Origin of the sequence: Sulfuriferula sp. GW1, from assembly GCF_047300855.1 — a bacterium.
In the GTDB taxonomy this organism is placed as follows: Bacteria; Pseudomonadota; Gammaproteobacteria; order Burkholderiales; family Sulfuriferulaceae; genus Sulfuriferula.
The window spans coordinates 773,893-796,864 of record NZ_CP170197.1; the positions used below are offsets into that span (position 1 = coordinate 773,893).

The 22,972-nt window shown below is 57.4% G+C and carries 24 protein-coding genes; 23 read left to right on the top strand and 1 reads right to left on the bottom strand.

The window, feature by feature from the left end; genetic code table 11:
* Positions 1-52 precede the first annotated feature (52 nt).
* The 13 genes from rpoE (at position 53) to pdxJ (ending at position 10,682) form a co-directional block, all read left to right on the top strand.
* Entirely contained in the window at positions 53-652 is a 600-nt protein-coding gene (rpoE, locus tag ACFDAU_RS03950) for an RNA polymerase sigma factor RpoE (protein ID WP_413438717.1), read from the top strand.
* 11 nt (positions 653-663) lie between these two features.
* Entirely contained in the window at positions 664-1,188 is a 525-nt protein-coding gene (locus ACFDAU_RS03955; protein WP_413438718.1) for a sigma-E factor negative regulatory protein, read from the top strand.
* The gene (locus ACFDAU_RS03960) at positions 1,185-2,144 is read left to right on the top strand and encodes a MucB/RseB C-terminal domain-containing protein (RefSeq protein WP_413438719.1); all 960 of its coding nucleotides are present in this window, start codon (positions 1,185-1,187) and stop codon (positions 2,142-2,144) included. Before ACFDAU_RS03955 ends, ACFDAU_RS03960 begins: the two co-directional genes overlap by 4 nt.
* Positions 2,141-2,617 carry a SoxR reducing system RseC family protein gene (locus tag ACFDAU_RS03965; RefSeq protein WP_413438720.1) on the top strand — a complete coding sequence of 159 codons (477 nt, stop codon included), beginning with the start codon at positions 2,141-2,143 and terminating at the stop codon, positions 2,615-2,617. The genes ACFDAU_RS03960 and ACFDAU_RS03965 overlap by 4 nt, the downstream gene beginning before the upstream one ends.
* A complete protein-coding gene (locus ACFDAU_RS03970; RefSeq protein WP_413438721.1) occupies positions 2,614-4,017 on the top strand; it encodes a DegQ family serine endoprotease in 1,404 nt (467 codons plus the stop codon). Before ACFDAU_RS03965 ends, ACFDAU_RS03970 begins: the two co-directional genes overlap by 4 nt.
* Entirely contained in the window at positions 4,014-4,265 is a 252-nt protein-coding gene (locus ACFDAU_RS03975) for a glutaredoxin family protein (RefSeq protein ID WP_413438722.1), read from the top strand. Before ACFDAU_RS03970 ends, ACFDAU_RS03975 begins: the two co-directional genes overlap by 4 nt.
* A gap of 57 nt (positions 4,266-4,322) precedes the next feature.
* Complete coding sequence (gene lepA / locus ACFDAU_RS03980) at positions 4,323-6,119, top strand: translation elongation factor 4 (protein WP_413439500.1); 1,797 nt, start codon at positions 4,323-4,325, stop codon at positions 6,117-6,119.
* Positions 6,120-6,154: 35 nt separating this feature from the next.
* Positions 6,155-6,961: a signal peptidase I gene (gene lepB / locus ACFDAU_RS03985; RefSeq protein WP_413438723.1), complete on the top strand. Its 807-nt coding sequence runs from the start codon at positions 6,155-6,157 to the stop codon at positions 6,959-6,961.
* Positions 6,962-6,970: 9 nt separating this feature from the next.
* Positions 6,971-7,357: a DUF4845 domain-containing protein gene (locus tag ACFDAU_RS03990; protein ID WP_413438724.1), complete on the top strand. Its 387-nt coding sequence runs from the start codon at positions 6,971-6,973 to the stop codon at positions 7,355-7,357.
* A 15-nt stretch (positions 7,358-7,372) separates the two neighbouring features.
* Positions 7,373-8,059 (top strand): ribonuclease III, encoded by a 687-nt coding sequence (gene rnc, locus ACFDAU_RS03995; protein ID WP_413438725.1) that lies wholly within the window; start codon positions 7,373-7,375, stop codon positions 8,057-8,059.
* 106 nt (positions 8,060-8,165) lie between these two features.
* Positions 8,166-9,062, top strand: coding sequence for a GTPase Era (gene era / locus ACFDAU_RS04000; RefSeq protein WP_413438726.1), 897 nt, complete (start codon positions 8,166-8,168; stop codon positions 9,060-9,062).
* A 124-nt stretch (positions 9,063-9,186) separates the two neighbouring features.
* Complete coding sequence (gene recO, locus ACFDAU_RS04005; protein WP_413438727.1) at positions 9,187-9,945, top strand: DNA repair protein RecO; 759 nt, start codon at positions 9,187-9,189, stop codon at positions 9,943-9,945.
* Entirely contained in the window at positions 9,942-10,682 is a 741-nt protein-coding gene (pdxJ, locus tag ACFDAU_RS04010) for a pyridoxine 5'-phosphate synthase (RefSeq protein ID WP_413438728.1), read from the top strand. The genes recO and pdxJ overlap by 4 nt, the downstream gene beginning before the upstream one ends.
* 48 nt (positions 10,683-10,730) lie before the next feature.
* Here pdxJ and ACFDAU_RS04015 read toward each other — a convergent pair whose 3' ends face one another.
* The gene (locus ACFDAU_RS04015; RefSeq protein ID WP_413438729.1) at positions 10,731-13,409 is read right to left on the bottom strand and encodes an EAL domain-containing protein; all 2,679 of its coding nucleotides are present in this window, start codon (positions 13,407-13,409) and stop codon (positions 10,731-10,733) included.
* Positions 13,410-13,677: 268 nt separating this feature from the next.
* Between ACFDAU_RS04015 and ACFDAU_RS04020 the strand changes: the two genes are divergently transcribed.
* The 10 genes from ACFDAU_RS04020 (at position 13,678) to ACFDAU_RS04065 (ending at position 22,920) form a co-directional block, all read left to right on the top strand.
* Positions 13,678-13,866, top strand: a complete 189-nt coding sequence (locus tag ACFDAU_RS04020) for a DUF2892 domain-containing protein (protein WP_413438730.1) — start codon at positions 13,678-13,680, stop codon at positions 13,864-13,866.
* Positions 13,867-13,939: 73 nt separating this feature from the next.
* On the top strand, positions 13,940-15,064 hold the full coding sequence (locus ACFDAU_RS04025) for a M14-type cytosolic carboxypeptidase (protein WP_413438731.1): 1,125 nt from the start codon (positions 13,940-13,942) through the stop codon (positions 15,062-15,064).
* A 106-nt stretch (positions 15,065-15,170) separates the two neighbouring features.
* On the top strand, positions 15,171-15,503 hold the full coding sequence (locus ACFDAU_RS04030) for a hypothetical protein (protein WP_413438732.1): 333 nt from the start codon (positions 15,171-15,173) through the stop codon (positions 15,501-15,503).
* A gap of 221 nt (positions 15,504-15,724) precedes the next feature.
* On the top strand, positions 15,725-16,285 hold the full coding sequence (locus ACFDAU_RS04035) for a DUF805 domain-containing protein (protein WP_413438733.1): 561 nt from the start codon (positions 15,725-15,727) through the stop codon (positions 16,283-16,285).
* Between the two features lie 6 nt (positions 16,286-16,291).
* A complete protein-coding gene (locus ACFDAU_RS04040) occupies positions 16,292-16,975 on the top strand; it encodes an RDD family protein (protein WP_413438734.1) in 684 nt (227 codons plus the stop codon).
* A gap of 67 nt (positions 16,976-17,042) precedes the next feature.
* A complete protein-coding gene (locus tag ACFDAU_RS04045) occupies positions 17,043-17,966 on the top strand; it encodes a stage II sporulation protein M (RefSeq protein WP_413438735.1) in 924 nt (307 codons plus the stop codon).
* Positions 17,956-19,491, top strand: coding sequence for a hypothetical protein (locus ACFDAU_RS04050; protein WP_413438736.1), 1,536 nt, complete (start codon positions 17,956-17,958; stop codon positions 19,489-19,491). The genes ACFDAU_RS04045 and ACFDAU_RS04050 overlap by 11 nt, the downstream gene beginning before the upstream one ends.
* Positions 19,492-19,523: 32 nt before the next feature.
* Positions 19,524-20,618 (top strand): DUF4350 domain-containing protein, encoded by a 1,095-nt coding sequence (locus ACFDAU_RS04055; protein WP_413438737.1) that lies wholly within the window; start codon positions 19,524-19,526, stop codon positions 20,616-20,618.
* Complete coding sequence (locus ACFDAU_RS04060) at positions 20,615-21,619, top strand: AAA family ATPase (RefSeq protein ID WP_413438738.1); 1,005 nt, start codon at positions 20,615-20,617, stop codon at positions 21,617-21,619. Before ACFDAU_RS04055 ends, ACFDAU_RS04060 begins: the two co-directional genes overlap by 4 nt.
* Complete coding sequence (locus tag ACFDAU_RS04065; RefSeq protein ID WP_413438739.1) at positions 21,616-22,920, top strand: DUF58 domain-containing protein; 1,305 nt, start codon at positions 21,616-21,618, stop codon at positions 22,918-22,920. Before ACFDAU_RS04060 ends, ACFDAU_RS04065 begins: the two co-directional genes overlap by 4 nt.
* Positions 22,921-22,972 lie beyond the last annotated feature (52 nt).

Genomic DNA, 22,972 nt, shown 5'->3' on the forward strand with positions numbered 1-22,972 from the left:
GGCCGCAGGTATACTACGGCACTACAACAGGAATCAGGGATGAAGACTCACGATGAGTGATCGCGATGTCGATCAACTGCTGGTGGAGCGGGTGCAGCGCGGTGACAAGCGGGCTTTCGATTTGCTGGTGATTAAATACGAGCGGCGTCTGGCTCGGTTATTGTCGCGCTTTGTGCGCGACGCGGCCGAGGTGGAGGACATCTCGCAGGAGGCGTTTATCAAGGCCTATCGCGCCTTGCCGTCCTTTCGCGGCGAATCGGCTTTTTACACGTGGTTATACCGAATCGGTATCAACACCGCGAAAAATTATCTGGTGTCGCGCGGGCGGCGTGCCCCCACCACAACCGAGTTCGATGCCGAAGAAGCAGAGGGTTTTGAAGATGCAGATGGCTTGCGCGATTTCAATACGCCAGAGAACGAACTTCTCTCCAAAGAGGTTGCCCAAGTTGTGAATGCGGCAATGGCGGATTTGCCAGAGGATTTGCGCACGGCGATTTCGCTGCGCGAGATGGAAGGGATGAGCTACGAAGAGATCGCCGAGATCATGGGTTGCCCGATTGGTACGGTACGATCCAGAATTTTCCGCGCGCGTGAGGCAATTGCAGCGCGCCTACGCCCGATTTTGGGCACCAGCAAAGATACAAGATGGTAAGGAGTAACGCTATGCGAAATTCTGCAATAACTACTCATGAAAGCAAGCCGCTTACTGAAGACACTACACTGTCTGCGCTTGCCGATGGTGAACTGGATCATCAGGAAACCGTGCGCATTCTGGAAACATTGAGCCAGGGCGCGGACTGGCGCACACGCTGGCAGAGCTACCACATCATCGGTGACTGCCTGCGCAATACCCCTGCGCTAAAATCCGATCTGGCAACCCGGATCAGCCTGTTGCTGGCTGAGGAACCCACTGTGCTGGCGCCACGGCGTTCGCTGATGACGCGCTTTGGCATCCCTGGTGCGGCCTCTTTGGCGGCGGTGATGCTGGTGGCATGGGGAGCTGTCAATCTGATGCAAAACGATACCCAGCCTTTTAGCGGTAATCAATTGGCGGCAATCAGTCCTGGTCAGTCTTCTTCCAATACGCAGAATGACATGAATGATTATGTGGCGGCGCACCGTGATTTCTCACCCGGAGCAATGCTTGCCAATGCTTCTTTTGAAGTCCCGGCGGATCCCGCACGATGAGATGGTGGTTGATTTGGTTGTGGCTGGCGGCGATGCCGCTGGCCAATGCGGCTGGAAGCGCCTATCCGGGTGATCTGGTTGCATGGCTGAATCAGGTGGCCGCTGCCGCCGAGAAACTCAATTACACAGGCACCTTCGTGTACCAGCACGGTTCCACAGTCGAAGTTTCCAAAGTATCGCATCGCGTCGACAATGGCGTCGAAATGTCCAAAATCGATGTGCTGTCGGGACCGCCCCATGCCTATGTGAGCGTCAATGACGAAGTGGTCTGCTATATCCCGGACGGTAATCGAGTCAAGGTGGAAAAACGCCATCGTCACAAGTTTTTTCCGGCACTGTTGCCGGTACCCGCCTCTGCGTTGGCAGAACAATACACATTGAAGCCACTGGGTCATGCCAAGGTTGCCGGGCACGACTGCGTAGGCGTCATGCTGGTACCCAAGGATGAATACCGGTATGGCTATATTTTATGGGCGGATGCGGCCACCGGGCTGTTGCTGAAGGCGCAGCCGCTGGATGCCGACAGCAAGCCCACTGGACAGTTCGTGTTTACCCAGGTGAGCATCGGCGGCGCGCCGCGCGACGCTTTCAGCTCGGGGTTCGACAACAAGAAAACCGTGCAGGTGGCAAGTGAAGATACCTATGGATTGACTGACTGGCGCGTCAAAAAGTTACCTGCCGGGTTTGCCAAGGTGATGGAAGCGCGACGCATGTTGCCGGGCAAGAAAACCCCGGTAGTGCAACTGGTTTATTCGGATGGTCTGGCTACTGTATCGCTGTTTATCGAGCCCTATGCCAATCTGTCCAATCCGATGCGCGGCTTGTCCACCCGCAGTCTACTCAATGTCTACGCACGTCCAGTGGGTAAATACCAGGTTACGGCGCTAGGCGAAGTGCCCTCTGAAACGGTGATACAGATGGCAGATAGCCTGGTCAAGCAAGGCGACACCAAATGATCGAAACGCAGGCCAGGGTACTGGAGGTTGAGTCAGGAGCGGCCTTGGTCGAGCCAATGGAGCCATCGGGTTGTTCCGCTTGCGGTACCAAGGGCGGCGGTTGCGGTGCGGACCGCATTGGCCAGGTATTTACCCTGCGCAGCAAGCGTTACCGGGTGCTCGACCCGCGTGGTAGCAAGGTGGGTGATGCCGTGGTGATCGGTGTGGCAGACGGCGCGGTGTTGCGCGGATCCGGCGCAGTGTATCTGCTGCCTCTTCTGCTCGTCTTTATGGGAGCCATGCTGGCCAGTCATTTCGCACCGCTGGCGAATAGCGATGTTTGGTCCATCGCCGGGGCGGGAGCAGGATTTGTTCTGGGCACTATCTGGCTGTTGTGGTTTAGCCGTAGGGCCGCACGTGATGCCCGTTTTCAGCCAGTAATCTTACGTGCGGTAAATGAAAACTTGTTCGTATTAAAGGAACTCGGATCATGAAAAAAGCAGTTTGGGTATGGGCATTATGGTTAATGTTGACGACCTTTGCGTGGGCGCGCGACTTACCTGATTTCACCGGGCTGGTGGAGAAATACGGTCCCACCGTGGTAAACATTACCAGCACCCAGCTGGTCAAGTCCGGCGGACAGGGACAGGCGATGTCCGAACAGGACATGCTTGAATTTTTCCGCCGTTTCATGCCGCCGGGCTCTCTGCCAGATGGCGCCATGCCGCCGCCACAGAACCAGGTACCGAGTGAAGTGCCGGTGCGCAGCAGCGGCTCGGGTTTTATCATCAGTTCCGACGGTTATATTCTGACCAATGCCCACGTGGTGGACGGTGCGGACGAGGTGACGGTCAAGCTCACCGATCGACGCGAATTCCGTGCCAAGGTTATCGGTTCGGACGATAGCAGCGATGTCGCGCTCATCAAGATCAACGCCACCAATCTCCCCACGGTTGTTATCGGCAAACCGGATCAGATCAAAGTGGGGGAATGGGTGATTGCAATCGGTTCGCCCTTCGGTTTTGAAAATTCGGTCACGGCAGGGATCGTCAGCGCTACCGGCCGTGCGCTGCCAAGCGACAATTATGTGCCCTTCATTCAGACCGATGCGGCGGTGAACCCGGGTAACTCCGGTGGGCCGCTGTTCAACATGAAGGGTGAAGTGATCGGAATCAATTCGCAGATTCTGTCGCGTTCGGGTGGTTATATGGGCTTGTCATTTGCCATTCCCATTGATGTGGCCATGCAGGTCGCCGACCAACTCAAGACTCAGGGCAAGGTCAGTCGCGGGCGTTTGGGCGTGGTGATTCAGGAGGTCAATGCCGGCAATGCCGAAGCGTTTGGTTTGCCCAAGCCCGCCGGAGCACTGATATCGGGCGTGGAAAAAGGCGGCCCGGCCGATAAGGCCGGGGTGCAGGTGGGCGATGTGATCCTCAAGTTCAACGGGAAAACCATTAATCGCTCGTTTGATTTGCCGCGTCTGGTTGCTGCCACAAAGCCGGGCAGCAAGGCTGAGATGGAAGTGTGGCGCAATCGCGCGCCCAAAAACATCAGCGTTATCGTGGGGGCGCTTCCCGATAAAAAAACCGCCTCAGGAAAACCGGCGAAAACAGCCAGCATACCCAATAAAGTCGGTTTGGTGCTCGCCGATATCGGCACGGCGCAGCGGCACGCTCTGGGAGTTAGCCATGGCGTACTGGTCGAAGAATCGCAAGGTGCCGCTGCGAGTGCCGGTATCCAGCCAGGAGATGTGATTCTGGCGGTGAGCAATGTGCCGGTGAAAAGCGTTGCACAGTTCGACAAGCTGCTGACAGAGGCGGCAGCCAGCAAGCGTGTGGCTCTGTTGGTCAAGCGCGGTCCGGATACGGTGTACATACCATTGCGTATGCCATGAGCCAGACCGTATTGACGGTCTATCTGCGGCGCTACTGCCATCTGTGTGACGACCTTCTGGCGGCACTGGCACCGCATCAGACGCGTTCTGGGTTTAGCGTGCAGGAGGTGGATATTGACCTGGATCCTGCACTGGAAGCCCGTTACGGCACGCTGATTCCGGTGCTTTGCGGGCCGGACGGCGTGGAAATCTGCCATTATTTTCTGGACGAAGCCGCACTTGCTGATTGTTTGGGGAAAATCCGTTAAAATTCACGGCTGTTGAGTATTCCGGGCACACGCAGTGTGCCTTTTTTATTGATTGTGTTGATGAAAAACATCCGTAATTTTTCCATTATTGCCCATATCGACCACGGTAAATCCACGCTGGCTGACCGCATCATCCAGATGTGCGGCGGGTTGTCCGAACGCGAGATGGAAGCCCAGGTGCTCGACTCCATGGATCTGGAGCGCGAACGCGGCATTACCATCAAGGCTCAGACTGCCGCGCTGGAATACAAGGCGCGTGACGGCCAGTTGTATCAGCTGCACTTGATTGATACGCCTGGCCATGTTGATTTTTCCTACGAAGTGAGCCGTTCGCTGTCCGCCTGCGAGGGCGCGCTGCTGGTGGTGGACGCCTCCCAGGGTGTGGAAGCGCAGACCGTGGCCAACTGCTATACCGCGACCGAGCTGGGTGTGGAAGTGGTGCCGGTGCTGAACAAGATTGACCTGCCTGCCGCCGAGCCGGATCGGGTGATTCAGGAAATTGAGGACATTATCGGCATCGATGCCCACGATGCGGTGCGCGCCTCGGCCAAGACCGGGCTGGGGGTGGAAGACATACTTGAAGCGGTGATTGCGAAAATCCCGCCCCCGCAAGGCGATCCCGAAGCACCGCTGAAAGCGCTGATCATCGATTCATGGTTCGATAATTATGTCGGCGTGGTGATGCTGGTACGGGTGGTGGATGGCGTGCTGCGCCCCAAGGAAAAAATCCGCCTGATGGCTACCAACTCGGTGCATCTCACCGAGCAGGTGGGTGTATTTACCCCCAAGGCGCGGCAACGCACCCAATTATCCGCCGGGGAAGTGGGTTTTATCATCGCCGGTATCAAGGAGCTCAAGGCTGCCAAGGTGGGCGATACGGTGACGCTGGATGCGCGACCTGCCGCAGAACCTTTGCCCGGTTTCAAGGAAATCAAGCCGCAGGTGTTCGCCGGACTTTATCCGGTTGAATCGCACGATTACGACGCGCTGCGTGACGCGCTGGAAAAGCTCAAACTCAATGATGCCTCGCTGCAATACGAGCCGGAGGTGTCACAGGCGCTGGGCTTTGGCTTCCGCTGCGGCTTTCTCGGCCTGCTGCACATGGAAATCGTGCAGGAGCGCCTGGAACGCGAATACGACATGGACCTGATCACCACCGCGCCCACGGTGATCTATCAGGTGGTGATGAAAGACGGCAGCACGATCCACATCGAGAACCCGTCCAAGCTGCCGGACCTGTCCAGCATCATGGAAATCCGCGAGCCGATCATCACCGCCACCATCCTGGTGCCGGAGGAATATCTGGGCAATGTGATGACGCTGTGCACCCAGAAACGCGGCGCGCAGACCAACATGCAATACATGGGGCGGCAGGTCATGCTCAATTACGACATGCCGATGAACGAAGTGGTGATGGACTTTTTCGACCGGCTCAAGTCAGCCACGCGCGGTTATGCCTCGCTCGATTACGATTTCAAGGAATTTCGCGCAGCCGATCTGGTCAAGCTCGATATTCTGGTAAATAGCGAGAAAGTCGATGCGCTGTCGCTGATCGTGCACCGTGCCACCAGCCAGTACAAAGGTCGCGAGCTGGCGTCCAAAATGCGCGAACTCATCCCGCGCCAGATGTTCGACGTCGCCATTCAAGCCGCCATCGGTGCGCAGATCATCGCGCGGGAAAACGTCAAGGCGCTGCGCAAGAACGTGCTGGCCAAGTGTTACGGGGGCGATATCAGCCGCAAGCGCAAGCTGCTGGAAAAACAGAAGGCAGGCAAGAAACGCATGAAACAGGTGGGTAATGTGGAAATCCCGCAGGAAGCTTTTCTGGCGATTCTGCAAGTGGGTGATAAATAGTCGGTCATTAATCTATCAAGCAGTAAGGGAGCAGTATGGACTTCGCACTTATCATGTTTGTCGCGCTGGTCATCACCGGCGTGATCTGGCTGCTGGACAGCCTGTTTTTCAAGGCTAAGCGGGCCAAAGACGCCAAGCTGCCGGTATTGACCGAGTACGCCAAGAGTTTTTTCCCGGTGATCCTCGCAGTATTCGTGCTGCGCTCGTTCGTGGTCGAGCCATTCAAAATACCATCCGGTTCGATGATACCGACCCTGCTGGTGGGGGATTTCATTTTGGTGAATAAGTATACCTACGGTATCCGCCTGCCCATTATCAACAAGAAAATCCTCAATGTGGGCGAGCCTAAAGAAGGGGATGTGATGGTGTTCCGTTACCCCAAGGATACGTCGCTTGACTATATCAAACGGGTGGTCGGCGTGCCCGGCGATACGGTGACCTATCGTAACAAGCGGCTCACCATCAATGGCAAACCCGTGGTGACAATCAATGACGGTTCTTATAACTATATTGGCAGGGGGTTGAACTATGTCAGCACCGAGCGGTACAAGGAGCAGCTCGGCCAGCATTTGCATGAAATCATTACCCAGTCAGACCGGCCCAGCATCGATTTGAGCCAGGTGGACAGCCAGTTTCCGTACCGCGAAAATTGCGATTACAATGATGCAGGTTTCACCTGCAAGGTGCCTCAAGGTTATTATTTCATGATGGGTGATAACCGCGACGACAGCACCGACAGCCGCTACTGGGGCTTTGTGCCGGACCGTAACATTGTCGGGCGCGCCTTCATGGTCTGGTGGAATTTCGATGATCTCAAACGTATCGGCCACATGATTGAATAAGGAAACACCATGCACAAGCAAAAGGGGGCAACGCTGATCGGAATGCTGTTTGTGGGCATCATGATCGTGTTCGCGGCGATCGTCGTCATGAAAATAGTGCCGGCTTACATCGAATATTATTCAATCAAAAAAGTATTCAGTGCCATGGCCGCCGACCCGGCGATGAAAGATGCCACGAACGACGAAGTGCGCTTGTCCTATGCGCGCCGCTCCGGCATTGACAATATTACTGCGGTTAAACCGGAGGATCTGGACATCTCGCGCACCGGAGGGCAGTTGGTTGTCTCGGCCAAGTATCGGGTGGAGAAACCATTGTTCGGCAATCTGGGGCTGTATATGGATTTTGCCGCTTCCACTGCGCCGCAGCCTTCGACTGCGCCGGACGCCGCGCAATAGTGCGAAGCACAGCATTTGACTGCGATTGAACAGGCGATAGGCTATACATTTCGCCAGCCGCACCACCTGCATCAGGCGTTGACGCATCGCAGTTTCGGAGCACCGCATAACGAACGTCTGGAATTCCTCGGCGACAGCGTGCTGAACTGTGCCGTCGCGCACCTGCTGTACGCGCATTTTCCCGATTTGCCGGAAGGCGTGTTGTCCCGTTTACGTGCCAACCTGGTACGCCAGCAAAGCCTGTTTGAAATTGCCGTCACGCTGGGACTGGGGACGCTGCTGAAGCTGGGGGACGGAGAAGTGAAAAGCGGTGGCCGCAATCGGCCTTCCATTCTCGCCGATGGACTCGAATCGCTGTTCGGCGCAATTTTTCTCGATGGCGGTTTTGCCGAAGCGGAGCGTGTCATTCATGCGCTGTATGCTCCGCAACTGGCGGATATCGATCCCGCGCTGCCTGCCAAGGACGCCAAGACGCTGCTCCAGGAAATCCTGCAAAGCCGCCGCCTGCCGCTACCCGCTTATGAACTGGCCGGTACCATGGGCGATGCCCATGCGCAAACTTTCCGGGTGACCTGCAGTATCCCGGCACTGCAGATTTGCACCCAGGGTGAAGCTGCCAGCCGTCGCGCCGCCGAACAAACAGCCGCACAAGCCGCCTATAATCTGATAGTCGTTGCAGGTAAAAATTCCGGCAACGCTTAAATTCAAAAGCGATTGGCCGCAAAGAACGCAGCGTGAAGCGATCAGCAAAAGTTTGCGCTGAGGCTCCCGTGTTCTCTGGGGCGGAAAGCTCTAAACAGGATACGAAATGCATACAGCAGCGCCAGACTTCCGTACCGGTTACATCGCCATTGTCGGCCGCCCCAACGTGGGCAAATCCACGCTGACCAATCACATTGTCGGCGCCAAAGTCAGCATCACTTCGCGCAAGGCGCAGACCACGCGTCACCGCATCCACGGTATTCACACCACGCCGGATGCGCAGTTTATTTTCGTCGATACACCCGGTTTCCAGACCAAATACAGCAATGCGCTCAACCGCGGCATGAACAAGACCGTGGTGGACGCCCTGCGCTCCACCGACGTCGTGCTGTTCGTGCTGGATGGCACCCACTTCGACGCGCGCGATCGTCAGGTGGCGGCATTGCTGCCGCGTGACATGCCGGTGATTCTGGTGTTGAACAAGCTGGACCTGATCAAGGACAAAGACCAGCTGTTGCCGTTTATCGCGCAGATGAGTGAAGTGTTCCCGTTTGCCGCCGTGGTGCCGTTGTCGGCTCGCGATGGCGACAATGTGCCGGGCTTGCTGGGAGAAATCCGCAAGCACCTGCCTGAGGCGCCGCCGATGTTTGGCGAAGACGAAATCACCGACAAGAGCGAGCGCTTTCTGGCCGCTGAAATCGTGCGCGAAAAAGTGTTCCGCCTGTCCGGCGAAGAGGTACCGTATTCCGCCAGCGTGATTATCGAAAAATTCGAGCAGGAAGGCGAGATGCGCCGCATTTTTGCCGGTATTCTGGTCGACAAGCCTAACCAGAAAGGCATCCTGATCGGCCATCAGGGTGCCAAGCTCAAGGAAATCGGCACCGCCGCGCGCCTCGACATGGAAAGACTGTTCGGCGGCAAGGTCTATCTGGAGCTGTGGGTCAAGGTCAAAGGCGGCTGGGCTGACAGTGAGCGCATATTGAAACAGCTGGGTTATGAATGAACGTTAAGGACAACTTCAGCCACAAAGAGCACCACAGCGGTTTTTGCGAGTTGGACGACGCGTCGCCCATCCCTGCGAATCTCATTTTCTCCGCGTTCTCTGTGGCAAATTATTTTTTCAGAGCATGAACGCACGCCCCGCCACACTTGCCCCGGAACGCAGCCGCGTCGACAACGCCGCAGGCTTCGTGCTGCACAGCTACCCGTTCCGTGAAACCAGCCTGATTGTGGAAACTTTCACGCATGCACACGGAAGGGTCGCTCTGGTGGCACGCGGCGCGCGCCGGCCACGCTCGCAATTGCGCGGGCTGGTGCAGTCGTTTACGCCGTTGCTGCTGTCGTGGGCCGGCAAGGGTGAGTTGCGCACGCTGCACCGCGCCGAGTGGCAGGGCGGCCTGGCGCTACCGCAGGGCATGGGGCTGCTGTGCGGATTTTATATCAACGAACTGATGCTGAAATTGCTGGCGCGCGAAGATCCGCACGAGAACCTGTTCGCCGATTACCAGGCGGCGTTGCAGGCCTTGTCCAGTCCGATGCCGCAAAGCGCCTACGCCGCCATCCTGCGCCGTTTTGAAAAACGTCTGCTGGCAGAACTGGGCTACGCCCAGCCATTCGAATTCGAGGCGGATTCCGGGCAGGCCGTGCGGGCGCAGCAGGACTATGTCTATGTGCTCGATCGCGGTGCGTTGCCTGTCCAACGCGCCAATGGTCACGCTGACATGCGGTTGTCCGGCAAGACCCTGCTCGATATGGCGGCAGACGATTACCGTGACCCGGTTACCCTGACGCAAAGCAAGCAGCTGATGCGGCTTATTATCAACCATCACCTGGGCGGGCAAATCCTGCATGCCCGTGAACTTTTGAAGGATTTGCAACAGCTATGATCCAGCTTGGCGTCAACATCGACCACATCGTTACCATTCGTCAGGCGCGCGGCACGCGCTATCCGAGCCCGGTACAGGCCGCGCTGGTGGCTGAATCCGCCGGTGCGGACGCGATTACCCTGCATCTGCGCGAAGACCGCCGCCACATCCAGGATCACGATGTGGATACCTTGAGCCGAGTGCTCACCACGCGCATGAATCTGGAAATGGCGGTGACCGACGAGATGCTCGGCATCGCCTGCCGCGTCAAGCCGCAGGACGCCTGTCTGGTGCCGGAGCGGCGCGAAGAACTCACTACCGAAGGCGGGCTGGACGTGGCCGGCCAGCTTGACAAGGTCAAGCGTGCCTGCGGCGTGCTGGGTGAGGCCGGAATCCGTGTTTCGCTATTTATCGATGCCGATCCGCGCCAGCTCGACGCCGCACGCGCCTGTGACGCGCCGGTGGTGGAAATTCATACCGGCCGTTTTGCCGATGCACATAGCCGCGCAGATCAGGCCGGTGAATTGCAGCGCATTGTCGCGGCGGTGGAATATGGCAACCGTATTGGCTTGCAGGTGAATGCCGGGCACGGCCTGCACTACCATAATGTGCAGGACATTGCCGCCATCCCCGGTGTGGCGGAACTCAATATCGGCCACGCGATTGTCGCGCATGCCCTGTTCGTGGGCTGGGAAGCAGCCGTGCGCGAGATGAAGCGATTGATGCTGGCCGTCGCACCAGAGTGCCGCGGTGGTTAAGCCTTGGAAGTGCGCTTGCGCTGACGAGAATTGGCTAATCACTGAGGATCAAAGCCGTTGCGCAAACTCCTCGAAGTCGCCTATGGGTAAGGGCCGGCTGAAGAAATAACCCTGATAGGCATGGCAGCCTGCACTTGCCAGAAACTCTTGTTGCGCCTCAGTTTCAACACCCTCTGCGATCACGCCCAGCCCCAGGTTCTGGGCCAGCGCGACGATGGTTCGAGCTATGGCAGCATCGTTGGGGTCGCTGAGCACATCCCGCACAAATGACTGGTCGATCTTTAAATGATCCAGCGGCATGCGCTTCAGGTAGGACAACGAAGAATATCCGGTACCGAAATCATCAAGAGAGAAGCCCACGCCCTTGGCCTTCAGCGCGAACATTTTCTCGATAATGTCCTGCACGTTTTCTACCAGCAGGCTTTCGGTCAGTTCCAGTTTCAATCGATGCGGATTGGCGCCCGTTTTTTTGAGCGTTGACAGCACTTGATCGACGAAATCGGCCTGGCGGAATTGGTGTGCACTGACATTCACCGCAAGGGTGAGATCAGCCATCCTGGGTTGGCCGGCCCATACGGCTAATTGGGTGCAAGCAGTTTCCAGAACCCATAGACCCAGTGGCAAAATCAATCTGGTTTCTTCGGCCAGGGGAATGAATTCGGCGGGAGACACCAGGCCGCGCTGGGGGTGCTGCCAGCGCACCAGTGCTTCGGCGCCGGTGACACGGCCTGCGCCGACCACCTGGGCCTGATAGTGAAGCCGGAATTGATTTTCCTCGATTGCCCTGCGCAAATCGGTTTCCAGATTGACTCGCGCAACAATGCTGGCCTGCATGGCTGGATCAAAGAAATGGATGGCATTGCGCCCGGTTTCCTTGGATTTGTACATGGCGAGATCGGCCTGCTTCACCAGATCATCGATGCTCACGAGATGGCCTCTGAACAAGGTGGCACCGATACTCGGTGTAATGTGGTAAATCAAGCTGTTGAGCTGATATGCCTGGTTCAGGGCGGAGCGAATTTTTTCGCAGACGGTTTTGGCGCGGGTGGCGGCATCTATTTCAGACGTACTCAGGTCCGCCAGCATGACCACAAATTCATCGCCTCCCAGTCGCGCCACGGTTTCTCCTGCACGAACGCATGCGGTCAGGCGTTGTGCAACCTGCTTCAGCAGCAAGTCGCCCATATCATGGCCGAGGGTATCGTTAAGGGTCTTGAAATTATCGAGATCGATCAACAGCAGCGCACCGAAACTGCCGCTGCGGGTACTGGTGGACATGGCCAGATTCAGGCGATCCAGCAGGAGTGTCCGGTTGGGCAGACCGGTCAACTGATCAAAGAAGGCCAGTTCATTGATCCTTTCTTCGGCTTGCTTGCGTTCGGAAATGTCGAAATGCGTACTGATGTAATGGGTGACGGTATGATCATCGTCCTTCACTGCAGAGATGGTGAGCCATTTCGGATAAACTTCGCCATTTTTGCGCCGGTCCCATATCTCTCCCTGCCATCCGCCGGTACGGTGGATGGTCTCCCACATCGATCGAAAAAAATCTGCGTCGTGGCGGCCCGAGTTGAGTAGGCGCGGCGTTTGACCCACAATCTCCGCAGGCGTGTAGCCAGTGGTCTCGGTAAATGCCTTGTTGATGCGCAAGATGACCCCTTTGGCATCGGTCACCATCATGCTTTCCTGCGATTCAAAAGCTGCGGCGGCTATGCGGAGTTGAGCAATATTGCGTTGCTGGGAATCGACCATGGCATTGAATTCCTGTGCCACGGCTGCGATTTCACTTGGACCTTCAGTTGCTGCCCTGACCCCGAAGTCCCCACCCTGAACTGCTTGCGCAGTTCTTTCCAGTTCCGCCACCGGCTTGGCAATCCGCCGTGCAATCGAAATGGCTAGAGCAAACAGCAAGACAATGACGGCCAGTACGATAGCCGAGGCGGTGATCGCACGCTGTCTGGCTTCAGCGTAAATCGTTGACACGGGTACGCCCACATAGGCAATCCACCCGGCTTCCGGCATCGACACTACCGAAAAGTAACGCATTACCCCGTCCGCCGCCCGGCTTTCAAATTCGCCATTAGCTGTTTTGACAATCTGCCTGGCCGCATCCGCTTTCGGACGAGTACCCAAGGCGTCCTGGTCGGAATCGCGCCAGACCAGTACGCCGTCCGCACTGAAGAAACCGTAATGGCTCCCGGCTGGCAGCATATGAGCGGGAATCTTGGGATCAAAGACTTGCAGGTCGAGGGGGAGGTTGACCGCTCCGATCAGTTCATGATGCCCGTTCCAGATCGGTGCGCTCAGAACGGAGACCCACTTGTGGGAAATTGGACCGAAAAACGGTTGTCCGACCGTGAAGCGTCTTACCTCCAGAAACTTCTGGAACCATGGCGTTTCCCGGAAATTAATCGATTTGCTATCAGGGTGCGGCACCGCGGAGCAGACTACCTGTCCCGCCATGTCCGTATAACCGATATTGGCGTAGTAGGGGTTCAGGATTAGCAGTTCCTTGAGTATCCCATCGCATTTTTTGGGATCGATCTGCCTGATGAGCGGACGTGTAGCCACTCGTTCGAGAAGCTGGCGTTTATCAGCAATCCTGCCACCGGTGTTTCTGGCTATCGTGCTCGCCAGTGTTCGCAGTGAAGTCTTGGTATAAGCGATGGTCTGCTGCATGTCGGAATAAATGACATAGCCTACGGTTGCCACGAGCGGGATGGACACTGCCAGGACCAACAGCAGGAGATGGGTTCGGATCGAAAATGTGTGCACGGCCCTATATACCCCGGCAGATTGTATTCATATGACCTTAACGGTGCGAACAAGCCTTTTCTGTAGAGCGGGATGGCTCCAATCCAGGCAGGTGATTCTTTGGTGCCAGCTTAAGGTGTCGCGATGGTCAGATTCAAGTCAGAACCCGCTGGTATTGGTTACGACGCAGCTGCCAACATGTGCTTTAATTAGGGTTCCATCCACCCGCAAGGAGTTCACCATGAGCTGTAATGTTGGCGGCATAGACCGTGCACTTCGCATCATTGTTGGCATTGTACTCATTGGCCTGGCGGCCACGGACAAGATTGGCTGGTGGGGCTACATTGGTGTGGTGCCGCTTGTTACTGGCCTGGTTGGCTGGTGCCCGGCCTATTTGCCATTCGGCATCAAAACCTGCAAGACCAAGTAATTTTGCGTATTTTCAAGAGGCGATGCCGCTGGCGTCGCCTTTTTTATCATCATGTTTGATCCAGTATTCTGCCATGCACATTTCCAGCCAGTTTGATTCCGGCGCGATTGAAATTGTCGCCGCCGCCGACCCAGCCGACATCCGTCTCAATATCCGCAGCGACAGTGCCGCCGAATTCCGCCAGTGGTTCCATTTTCGTGTGAGTGGCGTCGCCGGACAGTCGCTGGTGATGCGGCTGCTCAATGCCGGTGACTGCACTTACAGCGACGGCTGGCATGGTTACCAGGCCGTCGCCAGCTACGACCGCCGCCACTGGTTTCGCGTGCCCACCGCATACGACGGCAAAGTGCTGACTATCAGCCACACTGCCGAGTGTGACAGCGTTTACTACGCCTATTTCGAACCGTATTCATGGGAGCGCCATCTCGACCTGATTGCCCAGGCGGCAGCGGACATGCGCGTCACGCGTCTGAGCAGTAGTTTGCAGGGCCGGGATATCGACAAGCTCAGCTGGGGCAGCGGTGCGCAGCAAGTGTGGATCATTGCGCGCCAGCATCCGGGCGAAAGCATGACCGAATGGCTGGTCGAGGGATTGATCGAACGTCTGCTCGACCCTGCCGATCCGGTGGCGCGCAAGCTCGCGCAACTGGCCATGCTGCATATCGTACCCAACATGAACCCGGACGGCGCAGCGCTGGGCAATCTGCGCAGCAATGCAGCAGGCGCCAATCTCAATCGCGAATGGATGGCACCCAGCCTGGAGAAAAGTCCGGAAGTACTGCATGCGCGACAAGCCATGCACGATAGCGGCGTGGATCTGTTTCTGGATATCCACGGCGATGAGACCATTCCGTATGTGTTTGTCGACGGCTGCGAAATGATCCCCGGTTATGCCCCCAGCCTGGTGGCGCAACAGGAAGCATTTCTCGCGCGCCTGCTGCAGATCAGCCCGGATTTTCAACGCGAACACGGTTACGCGCCGGATCGCTTTTCCGATGAGATGCTCACCCTGGCATCCAAATATGTAGGGCATGCCTTCGGCTGCGTATCGCTCACCCTGGAAATGCCGTTCAAGGACAACGCCAATCTGCCAGATCCGGAGCATGGCTGGAGCGCTGCGCGCAGCAAACGGCTGGGTGCGGCCTTGCTGGAAGCGGTATTGGCGCATTGCATAGACAGCAAGCCTGAAACGATTTGATACAACTTGATACACAATCCTGTCCCCCATCGGCTCGGCCGAGCGCGTTATCTGTAGTGTGGTTGCACATGATCACATCATCCATTTACAGACAGGAGATACTGCAATGTTTAAATCCACTTTGATTGCTTTGGGCGCCGTACTTGCCATCGCCGCGCTTCCCGCCGCCTACGCTGCGGAAGGCGACATCCATCACGATGTGCAGGCAGCCCATGCCGGACAACGTGCCGTGCGTCAGGATGTGCGCGACATCCATCAGGACCGGCGCGAACTGCGCCATGAAAAACGTGAGGGAGATGCTGCAGGCATTGCCAAACAACGTCATGAACTTGCCCATGACCGTGTCGCGCTGCATCATCATCGCCGCCATCTGCGCCATGTCCGTCATGATCTGCATCATGACCGCATGGAACACCATCACGACAGGCACGCCGGCTAAAGCGGGTTTCAGCTGGTAAAAAGCCGCACCATGGTGCGGCTTTTTTTTGTCTTCCCTCATGCTGTTTATGCTGCGGGTATACAGACGAAACAGGCGTGGTGTATTCTGCGCATGGCATGATGGATGCGCATTCATGCTTGACACATATAACAAAGGCGCCGGATAAGGTTCAAATCCGGACGCCTTAAAAACCAATAATTGCATCAGGGAGAGAATACGCGATGAATTCGGCCAATCCATATCAGGTTCCACAATCCAATGTCGACCATCAAGGTCAGGATGATTATTCCGAAGTAAAGGTCTTGTCGATCAGCGGTCGAATCGGGCGGCTAAGATATCTCGGTTACACGATGGGCTACGGCATGCTCATCTACATAGCTTTCGCGGCGATAGGTGGCGTGATGATTGCCATGGGATTGCCGCGCGGGATATTCATGGGAATGGTGGTGATCGGCTATGTCCTGGCCATGGTGCTGTCCATCATGCTCACCATTCAGCGTGCGCATGATTTCGACAAAACTGGCTGGCTGGCGCTGCTGGCCTTCATTCCATTGCTCAACCTGATCTTCTGGTTTGTACCCGGTACCGAAGGCGAGAACCGCTTCGGCAAACAAACGCCGCCCAATCGTGGCGGGTTGGTATGGGTGGTCGTTGCGATACTTGCCATAGCGATGATAGGCATTCTTGCGGCAATCGCGATTCCGGCATACCAGTCTTATGTGCATAGGGCGCAAGCCGCTGCACAAAACAATCTGCCCGCACCCGCTGCCCAATCCAGGTAGTTTGTCTTGCTGGATACCTATCGTGCGATAGAGACGCCGGAAGGCGTCGAGCTGAGGCTGCGCGTGGCCGGTCCGGTGGTGCGCAGCCTGGCCTGGATAATCGATTTGCTGATTCGTGGCGGCGTATATATTGTGCTGGCCATCGTGTTGTCCAAGTTCGGCAAGTTAGGCTGGGGATTGCTGCTGGTCGGTTTGTTTTTGATTGAATGGTTTTATCCCGTGCTGTTCGAGGTATATCGGCACGGGGTGACGCCGGGCAAACGCGCCATGGGGCTAGGTGTGGTCAACGATGACGGCACCCCGGTGGGGTGGTCGGCTTCGATGATCCGCAATCTCCTGCGCTACGTGGATTTCCTGCCTGTTCTGTATGGTTTCGGGCTGATATCCATGCTGCTTCATCCCGATTTCAAGCGCCTTGGCGACATCGCCGCAGGGACGCGCGTGGTGTATCGGGATGCCAAAACAAAGGCGGCCGCCATACCTGCCGTTCCAGCCCGGCCGGCGCATTTCCCGCTTAATCTGGAAGAGCAGCGTGCGGTGATCAATTTCGCCGAGCGGTCTCGGGAATTGTCGCCGGAACGTATGGAAGAGCTGGCGGACATCGCACTCCCGAACAGCGGAAACCAGCGCAGTAGCGGCATCAGACAGCTGCATGCCACGGCCAACTGGCTGTTGGGCAAGAAAAACTAAGCGCCCGATGAAACAGCAAGACTTCGAAATGCAGCACGAGGCCCTTTGGCAGAGGGTGGAAAGGCTGTTGACCGCTCTCGACAACCAGCGCAAAACAAAGCAGTCACAACCCCCCGGTGATATGGGCGCATTTCCTCAATATTACCGGCAGATTTGCCACCACCTGGCGCTGGCCAGGGAGCGTCAATATGCAACGTATCTGATCGACCGGCTCGACCGGCTGGTGCTCGACGGCCATCAGCACCTGTACCAGGCGCGCGGTTTTTTCCTGTCCCAGACTTTGCGTTTTATTGGCGGCGGTTTTCCGGCGCTGGTCCGTGCCGAGGCACGCCTGTTCTGGCTGTCTTTCGCGCTGCTCTATCTGCCGGCGGTGTTGATGGGGATAGCGCTGCAGCATGCGCCGCAAATGGTTTACACCATGCTGGATCACCATAGCCTGGTTTCCATCGAAGGCATGTATAACCCGGGTGCGGCGCACATCGGCCGGGAACGGCAATCGGATGGAGACTTTCTGATGTTTGGCTACTACATCAAGAACAACATCGGCATCAGTTTTCAGACATTTGCCGGCGGTTTGCTGTATGGCCTGGGCAGCATTTTTTATCTGGTCTACAACGGGTTGATTCTAGGGACAGTCGCAGGACATTTGACGCGCATAGGCTATGGCACGACGTTTTATCCGTTTGTGGTGGGGCATGGCGCGTTCGAATTGACGGCGATTGTCCTGTCGGGAATGGCCGGATTGAAAATGGGTCTTGCGCTGCTGTCGCCGGGAAACAAGACGCGCCTGAACGCCTTGCGCGAAGCAGCGCAGATCAGCATACGCATCGTCTATGGCGTGGTGGGCATGCTGCTGATTGCCGCGTTCCTTGAAGCATTCTGGTCGTCTTCCCAGGCGATTGCTCCGGCAGTGAAATATGCGGTGGGCGCGTTGCTCTGGCTGAGCGTTGCCGCCTACTTTTTATTCATGGGGCGCAAACGTGCAGCTTGAGTCGGTGGCGGTTGCCTTGCGCCCGCGCAACCTCTGGGAAGCGATCGATCTCGGCTTCAGCATGGTGCATGCCTGGTGGAAGCCGGTATTCGGTGCGTGGCTGGCCGTGGTGCTGCCGGTTGCCGTGCTCATCAATCTGTTGTGCTGGGAAGTGCAATGGCTGGCGCCGCTGCTGATGTGGTGGTTAAAACCGTTATTCGACCGTATACCGCTGTATGTCTTGAGCCGTGCGACGTTCGGCGATCCGCCCAAGATCAGGGAGACTATCAGGGCGGTTTTGCCATTGTGGCGCAACAGCTTTCTGTGGGATTTGACGCTCGGCCGCTTCGATTTGGCGCGCTCTTTCAACATGCCGGTCCGGGATCTGGAAGGCTTGCGCGGCAAGGCACGCCGGCAACGTCTGAAAGTATTGCAAAAAAAGACGCGCAACGGTGCGGTATGGCTAACGGTGGTTTGTCTAAACCTGGAATTCGTGCTGAATATTGCCCTGTTCGCGCTGCTTTATTTTTTGCTGCCGCAAACAATGCAGGCCGATTTTTTCAAGCAGATTTTCGCCACCCATCCCGCTGCCTGGCAGGATGTTTTGGAGCATGTTTTTTATCTGGTAGCGATGACGGCGATGGAACCATTCTATGTGGCTGCCGGTTTCGCACTTTATCTCAATCGCCGCACCCTGCTTGAAGGTTGGGACATCGAAATTGCGTTCCGGCGCATGGCTCAGCGCCACCAGCCATCCGCCAGGTCCGCGGCATCTGCCGGAGTACTCATGTCCATATTGATGGCGTGCGTGCTGGGTAGTGCACTGATTTTTCCAGCGCAGTCCATGGCCGCAGTGGCTGCAACGTCACCCGTGCCACCCGCGCAGGCCGTCGCTGCGTCCCAGACACCGGAACAACTGAAGCAACGGATTTCTGCGGTGCTGAAACAGCCCGAATTCCAGACTGAAAAAGTCGAGCAGCACTGGAAATACATGGGTAAGCAAGCCAGCAAAAAGCAGCCTGGTAGCGAGCCTGCATGGCTGAAATTTCTGGCCCGGATTGTGCCGGGTATGGCACGTGTTTTCGAGGGCTTGCTGTGGCTGTTGCTGGCAGCGGTCATCGTCTGGCTGATCGTAAAGCGCAAGCGCTGGCTCGGCTGGTTCGAACATACACCGGCGGTTCGCCCGGTGCAGCCCGTACAAGTGCTGTTCGGGCTGGATATCCAGCCGCAATCGTTACCGGAAAATATCGCGCAAGAGGCGTGGAAACTATGGCAGGTGGGCCAGCAGCGTGAGGCCTTGAGTCTGCTTTATCGCGGTGCACTGGCCTACTGGGTAACGCGTGAAAAAATAGCCTTGGGTGCCAACGCAACCGAAGGCGATTGCATGCGGCTATTCCGTGCCGGGGCGACCCAGGAAACCGGCGACTACTTCTGTCAATTAACCCACGCCTGGCAAAACACCGCCTATGCAGGCCGCCATCCGCACACGGAGGAAATGCAGCAGTTGTGTCGCAGTTGGGATATTCATTTCAGGCCGACGGCATGAGAGCAAGACCCTGGCTCGTCGTTGTATTGCTTATGACCCTGAGCGGATGGGGCGGCTACTGGTTTTACAGGAATTTCGAACTGGTCTCCGATAAGGTCCATGTCGGTTACCAGGGCGAAGCGCGTAACAACTCGCTGCTGGCTGCCGAACGTTTCCTGAACACCAAAACCAGCCCGGCGAAAAGCATGTCCAGCCTGGTGGGCCTGCCACCTAGCAACGGCACGCTGGTGATACCTACCGAACGCTACGAGATAGGGCCTCAACAAGCCAATGCACTGCTGGGTTGGGTACGTGCGGGCGGCCACCTGATTGTCATACCCGCCGATGCCTCGGCAACCGAAAACAGGCCAGCACAAGATTGGTTATTGAACGGGCTTGGGGTGAGGGGCGTGAGCAATCCAGCCAAGGGGCGTGAACCTTTTGTGCCGACCAACGTGGATATTCCCGCAGCCAGCGATTTTATGCAGGTGTCCTTCAAGCCGTGCACAACGCTTGCATATCGCGGCAAGGAAAAACATTCTGCCAGCGCCGCCGATATGGGCGGGCATATGTTGCGCTATCACCTTGGCAGAGGTTTCCTGACGGTATTGAGCGATGCGGATTTTATGCACAATACGTCGATTGGCCGTTACGATAATGCGGCGTTTCTGTGGTATCTGACGCACGACCGGCACCCGGGCGAAATCTGGCTGATCTACGGCGGGGATATGCCGCCCCTGTGGAAATGGCTGGGTACGAATGCCTGGCCGGTGCTGGTCAGCGCAGCCCTGCTGCTGGTCGCATGGCTGTGGTCAAGCAGCCGCCGGTTCGGCCCGATACGCGCCGCAGTGCCGCTGGCACGACGCCGCCTGCTGGATCATATCGAAGCAAGCGGGCGTTTTCTGTGGCAGCAGGGCCAGCGTGCGAAACTGTTGAATGGCACGCGCGCAGCCTTGTTGCGGATGCTGGAGTCTCGGCACCCGGCGCTCGCCAGTCTGCCTCGGGAAACGCTCGCCATGCAGCTTGCCGAGTTGTCCAACACAACGCCCGGCGCGATTCAAAAAGCCCTGTTCGAACAGCATGCCCCGAATGAAACCGAGTTTACCGACGCAATCATCCTGCTGGAGACGATAAGGAAAACGCTATGAACGAAACCACCCCAATGGAAACAGAGGCTGCCCCGCCAACCAGTAAAATTGCGCAGGCAAGTGCCATTGCCCAACGCATGCGTTCGGAAATCGCCAAGGCGCTGATCGGACAGACCGAGACTGTGGACCAGGTATTGATCGCCTTGTTTGCCGGCGGCCATGTCCTGATCGAAGGCGTGCCCGGGCTTGGGAAAACCTTGCTGGTGCGGGCGCTGGCGAAAACCTTCGACGGTGCGTTCACGCGCATCCAGTTCACCCCGGACCTGATGCCGTCCGACATCACCGGCCATGCGCTCTACGATCTGAAAAGCGAGCAGTTCAGCATCCGCAAAGGCCCCATTTTTACCAACCTGCTGCTGGCGGACGAAATCAACCGGGCGCCCGCCAAAACCCAGGCCGCGCTGCTGGAAGTGATGCAGGAATGCCAGGTCACCATCGAGGGGCAATCCATGACGCTGGCGCCGCCGTTCATGACGCTTGCCACGCAGAATCCGATCGAACAGGAAGGCACCTATCCGCTGCCGGAAGCCCAGCTTGACCGGTTTCTGCTCAAGATATTGATCGACTATCCGGGCGAAGACGAAGAAAAATCCCTGGTGGCCAGCGTGACCGCCGGTCAAACCGGCGATGCGCTCAATGTGGAACGCGTCGCCACCGTCGTCAAGCCGCAGACGGTGCTGGGGATACAGCGAATTGTGGCGGGCCTGCGGGTGGATCAGCAAGTGAACGACTACGCGGTGCAAATCGTGCGCCAGAGCCGCGAGTGGTCGGGGATCGCCATCGGCGCCGGACCGCGCGGCGGTATTGCCCTGATCCGTGCGGCGCGTGCCCAGGCATTGTTGGCCGGGCGCGATTTCGTCACCCCGGATGACGTCAAGTCGGTGTCGATCGCCGCGTTGCGCCACCGCATTTCGTTGCGCCCCGAACTGGAAATCGAAGGTCAGAGCGCGGACGATGTGCTGAAGGCCATGCTGGAAAAAGTGAAAGCGCCGCGCGCGTGATACCCGCAAAGCGCCTGTTCCATCTGCTGTGGTTGTGGCTGGCCGCAGGTGTGATTGCAGCGTTCTGGCCGACGCTGGTGATGGTCTGGATAGGGCTCGGCGCGCTGATGCTGCTGGTCGCCGCTGTCGACCTGCTTGCCACGCTGCGGCAACCAGAAATATCCGTGCGGCGGCAGGTTTCCGGCACCCTCGCGCTGGGCGTTTGGGGCGAGGTGCGGTTGCACATTCAGCATGCTGCAAAATCACCCATTGCGCTGGAGATTTTCGACCACTTCCCGGCGCATGTCGAAGTCCGGGGCATGCCCGCGCAGACGCAAATTCCGGCTTCAGGCTGGGCCGAAATCAGCTATGAAATCAAGCCGACGGAACGCGGCGAACAGTGTTTCGCTGCAACCCGCGTGCTGGTTGCTTCGCCGCTCAGGCTATGGCGGCGCAGCCGCAAGGCGGGAACGGGTGAGTGCGTCAAGGTGTATCCGAACTTTGCTGCAATGACCAGTTACGCGTTGTTTGCGACCGACAACCGGCTCAGCATGCTGGGCATACGGTTGCGTCAGCGCCGCGGCGAAGGGCTGGAGTTTCACCAGCTGCGTGAATACCGGACTGGCGACATGCTGCGCCAGATCGACTGGAAAGCCACGTCGCGCCTGAAGAAACTGACCTCGCGCGAATATCAGGATGAACGCGACCAGCAAGTGGTGTTCCTGATCGATTGCGGACGCCGCATGCTCGCCAAAGACGGAGAGCTGAGCCATTTTGACCACGCGCTGAACGCAGTGCTGCTGTTGTCCTATGTGGCCTTAAGGCAGGGCGATACGGTGGGACTGATGGCGTTCGGGGGACGGCCGTGCTATCTGCCGCCGCGCAAAGGCGCCGGGGTGATTAATAGCCTGCTCGATACAGTCTACGATTTGCAGGCGGGAACCAGCAGCCCGGATTTTCTGAATGCGGCCACGCAATTGATGACTCGTCTCAACAAGCGCTCGCTGGTCGTGCTCGTTACCAATCTGCGCGACGAAGACAATGACGAGTTGCTCCCGGCTCTGCACCTGATGCGGCAACGCCATCTGGTGCTTTTGGCCAGCCTGCAGGAACGCATCATCAACGATGTTCTGTCCGAACCGGTCAGGGATTTCGGCGCTGCCTTGCGCCATAGCGCGACCCATCTTTATCTGGGGGAACGGCGCAAGTCGCATGAGGCGATTAAAGCGTACGGTGTGCTGGGTGTGGATGTCGAGCCGGAGAGGCTGCCGGTGGCGCTGGTGAATCGTTATCTGGACATCAAGCGCAGCGGGCGTCTGTAAGCCTGTCGCAGACAGGACGAACGACGCTGGTGTTCCGCGCTAAAACAGCTAC

Bases quoted from the DNA above. Each gene is read 5' to 3' on its own strand.
- ACFDAU_RS04055 (WP_413438737.1), top strand. From the start codon at position 19,524: ATGACCCTGAGCGGATGGGGCGGCTACTGGTTTTACAGGAATTTCGAA.
- ACFDAU_RS04020 (WP_413438730.1), top strand. From the start codon at position 13,678: ATGAGCTGTAATGTTGGCGGCATAGACCGTGCACTTCGCATCATTGTT.
- ACFDAU_RS03990 (WP_413438724.1), top strand. From the start codon at position 6,971: ATGCACAAGCAAAAGGGGGCAACGCTGATCGGAATGCTGTTTGTGGGC.
- era (WP_413438726.1), top strand. From the start codon at position 8,166: ATGCATACAGCAGCGCCAGACTTCCGTACCGGTTACATCGCCATTGTC.
- ACFDAU_RS03970 (WP_413438721.1), top strand. From the start codon at position 2,614: ATGAAAAAAGCAGTTTGGGTATGGGCATTATGGTTAATGTTGACGACC.
- ACFDAU_RS03975 (WP_413438722.1), top strand. From the start codon at position 4,014: ATGAGCCAGACCGTATTGACGGTCTATCTGCGGCGCTACTGCCATCTG.
- ACFDAU_RS03955 (WP_413438718.1), top strand. From the start codon at position 664: ATGCGAAATTCTGCAATAACTACTCATGAAAGCAAGCCGCTTACTGAA.
- ACFDAU_RS04025 (WP_413438731.1), top strand. From the start codon at position 13,940: ATGCACATTTCCAGCCAGTTTGATTCCGGCGCGATTGAAATTGTCGCC.
- ACFDAU_RS03960 (WP_413438719.1), top strand. From the start codon at position 1,185: ATGAGATGGTGGTTGATTTGGTTGTGGCTGGCGGCGATGCCGCTGGCC.
- ACFDAU_RS04060 (WP_413438738.1), top strand. From the start codon at position 20,615: ATGAACGAAACCACCCCAATGGAAACAGAGGCTGCCCCGCCAACCAGT.
- rpoE (WP_413438717.1), top strand. From the start codon at position 53: ATGAGTGATCGCGATGTCGATCAACTGCTGGTGGAGCGGGTGCAGCGC.
- lepB (WP_413438723.1), top strand. From the start codon at position 6,155: ATGGACTTCGCACTTATCATGTTTGTCGCGCTGGTCATCACCGGCGTG.
- recO (WP_413438727.1), top strand. From the start codon at position 9,187: ATGAACGCACGCCCCGCCACACTTGCCCCGGAACGCAGCCGCGTCGAC.
- pdxJ (WP_413438728.1), top strand. From the start codon at position 9,942: ATGATCCAGCTTGGCGTCAACATCGACCACATCGTTACCATTCGTCAG.
- ACFDAU_RS04035 (WP_413438733.1), top strand. From the start codon at position 15,725: ATGAATTCGGCCAATCCATATCAGGTTCCACAATCCAATGTCGACCAT.
- ACFDAU_RS04030 (WP_413438732.1), top strand. From the start codon at position 15,171: ATGTTTAAATCCACTTTGATTGCTTTGGGCGCCGTACTTGCCATCGCC.
- ACFDAU_RS03965 (WP_413438720.1), top strand. From the start codon at position 2,141: ATGATCGAAACGCAGGCCAGGGTACTGGAGGTTGAGTCAGGAGCGGCC.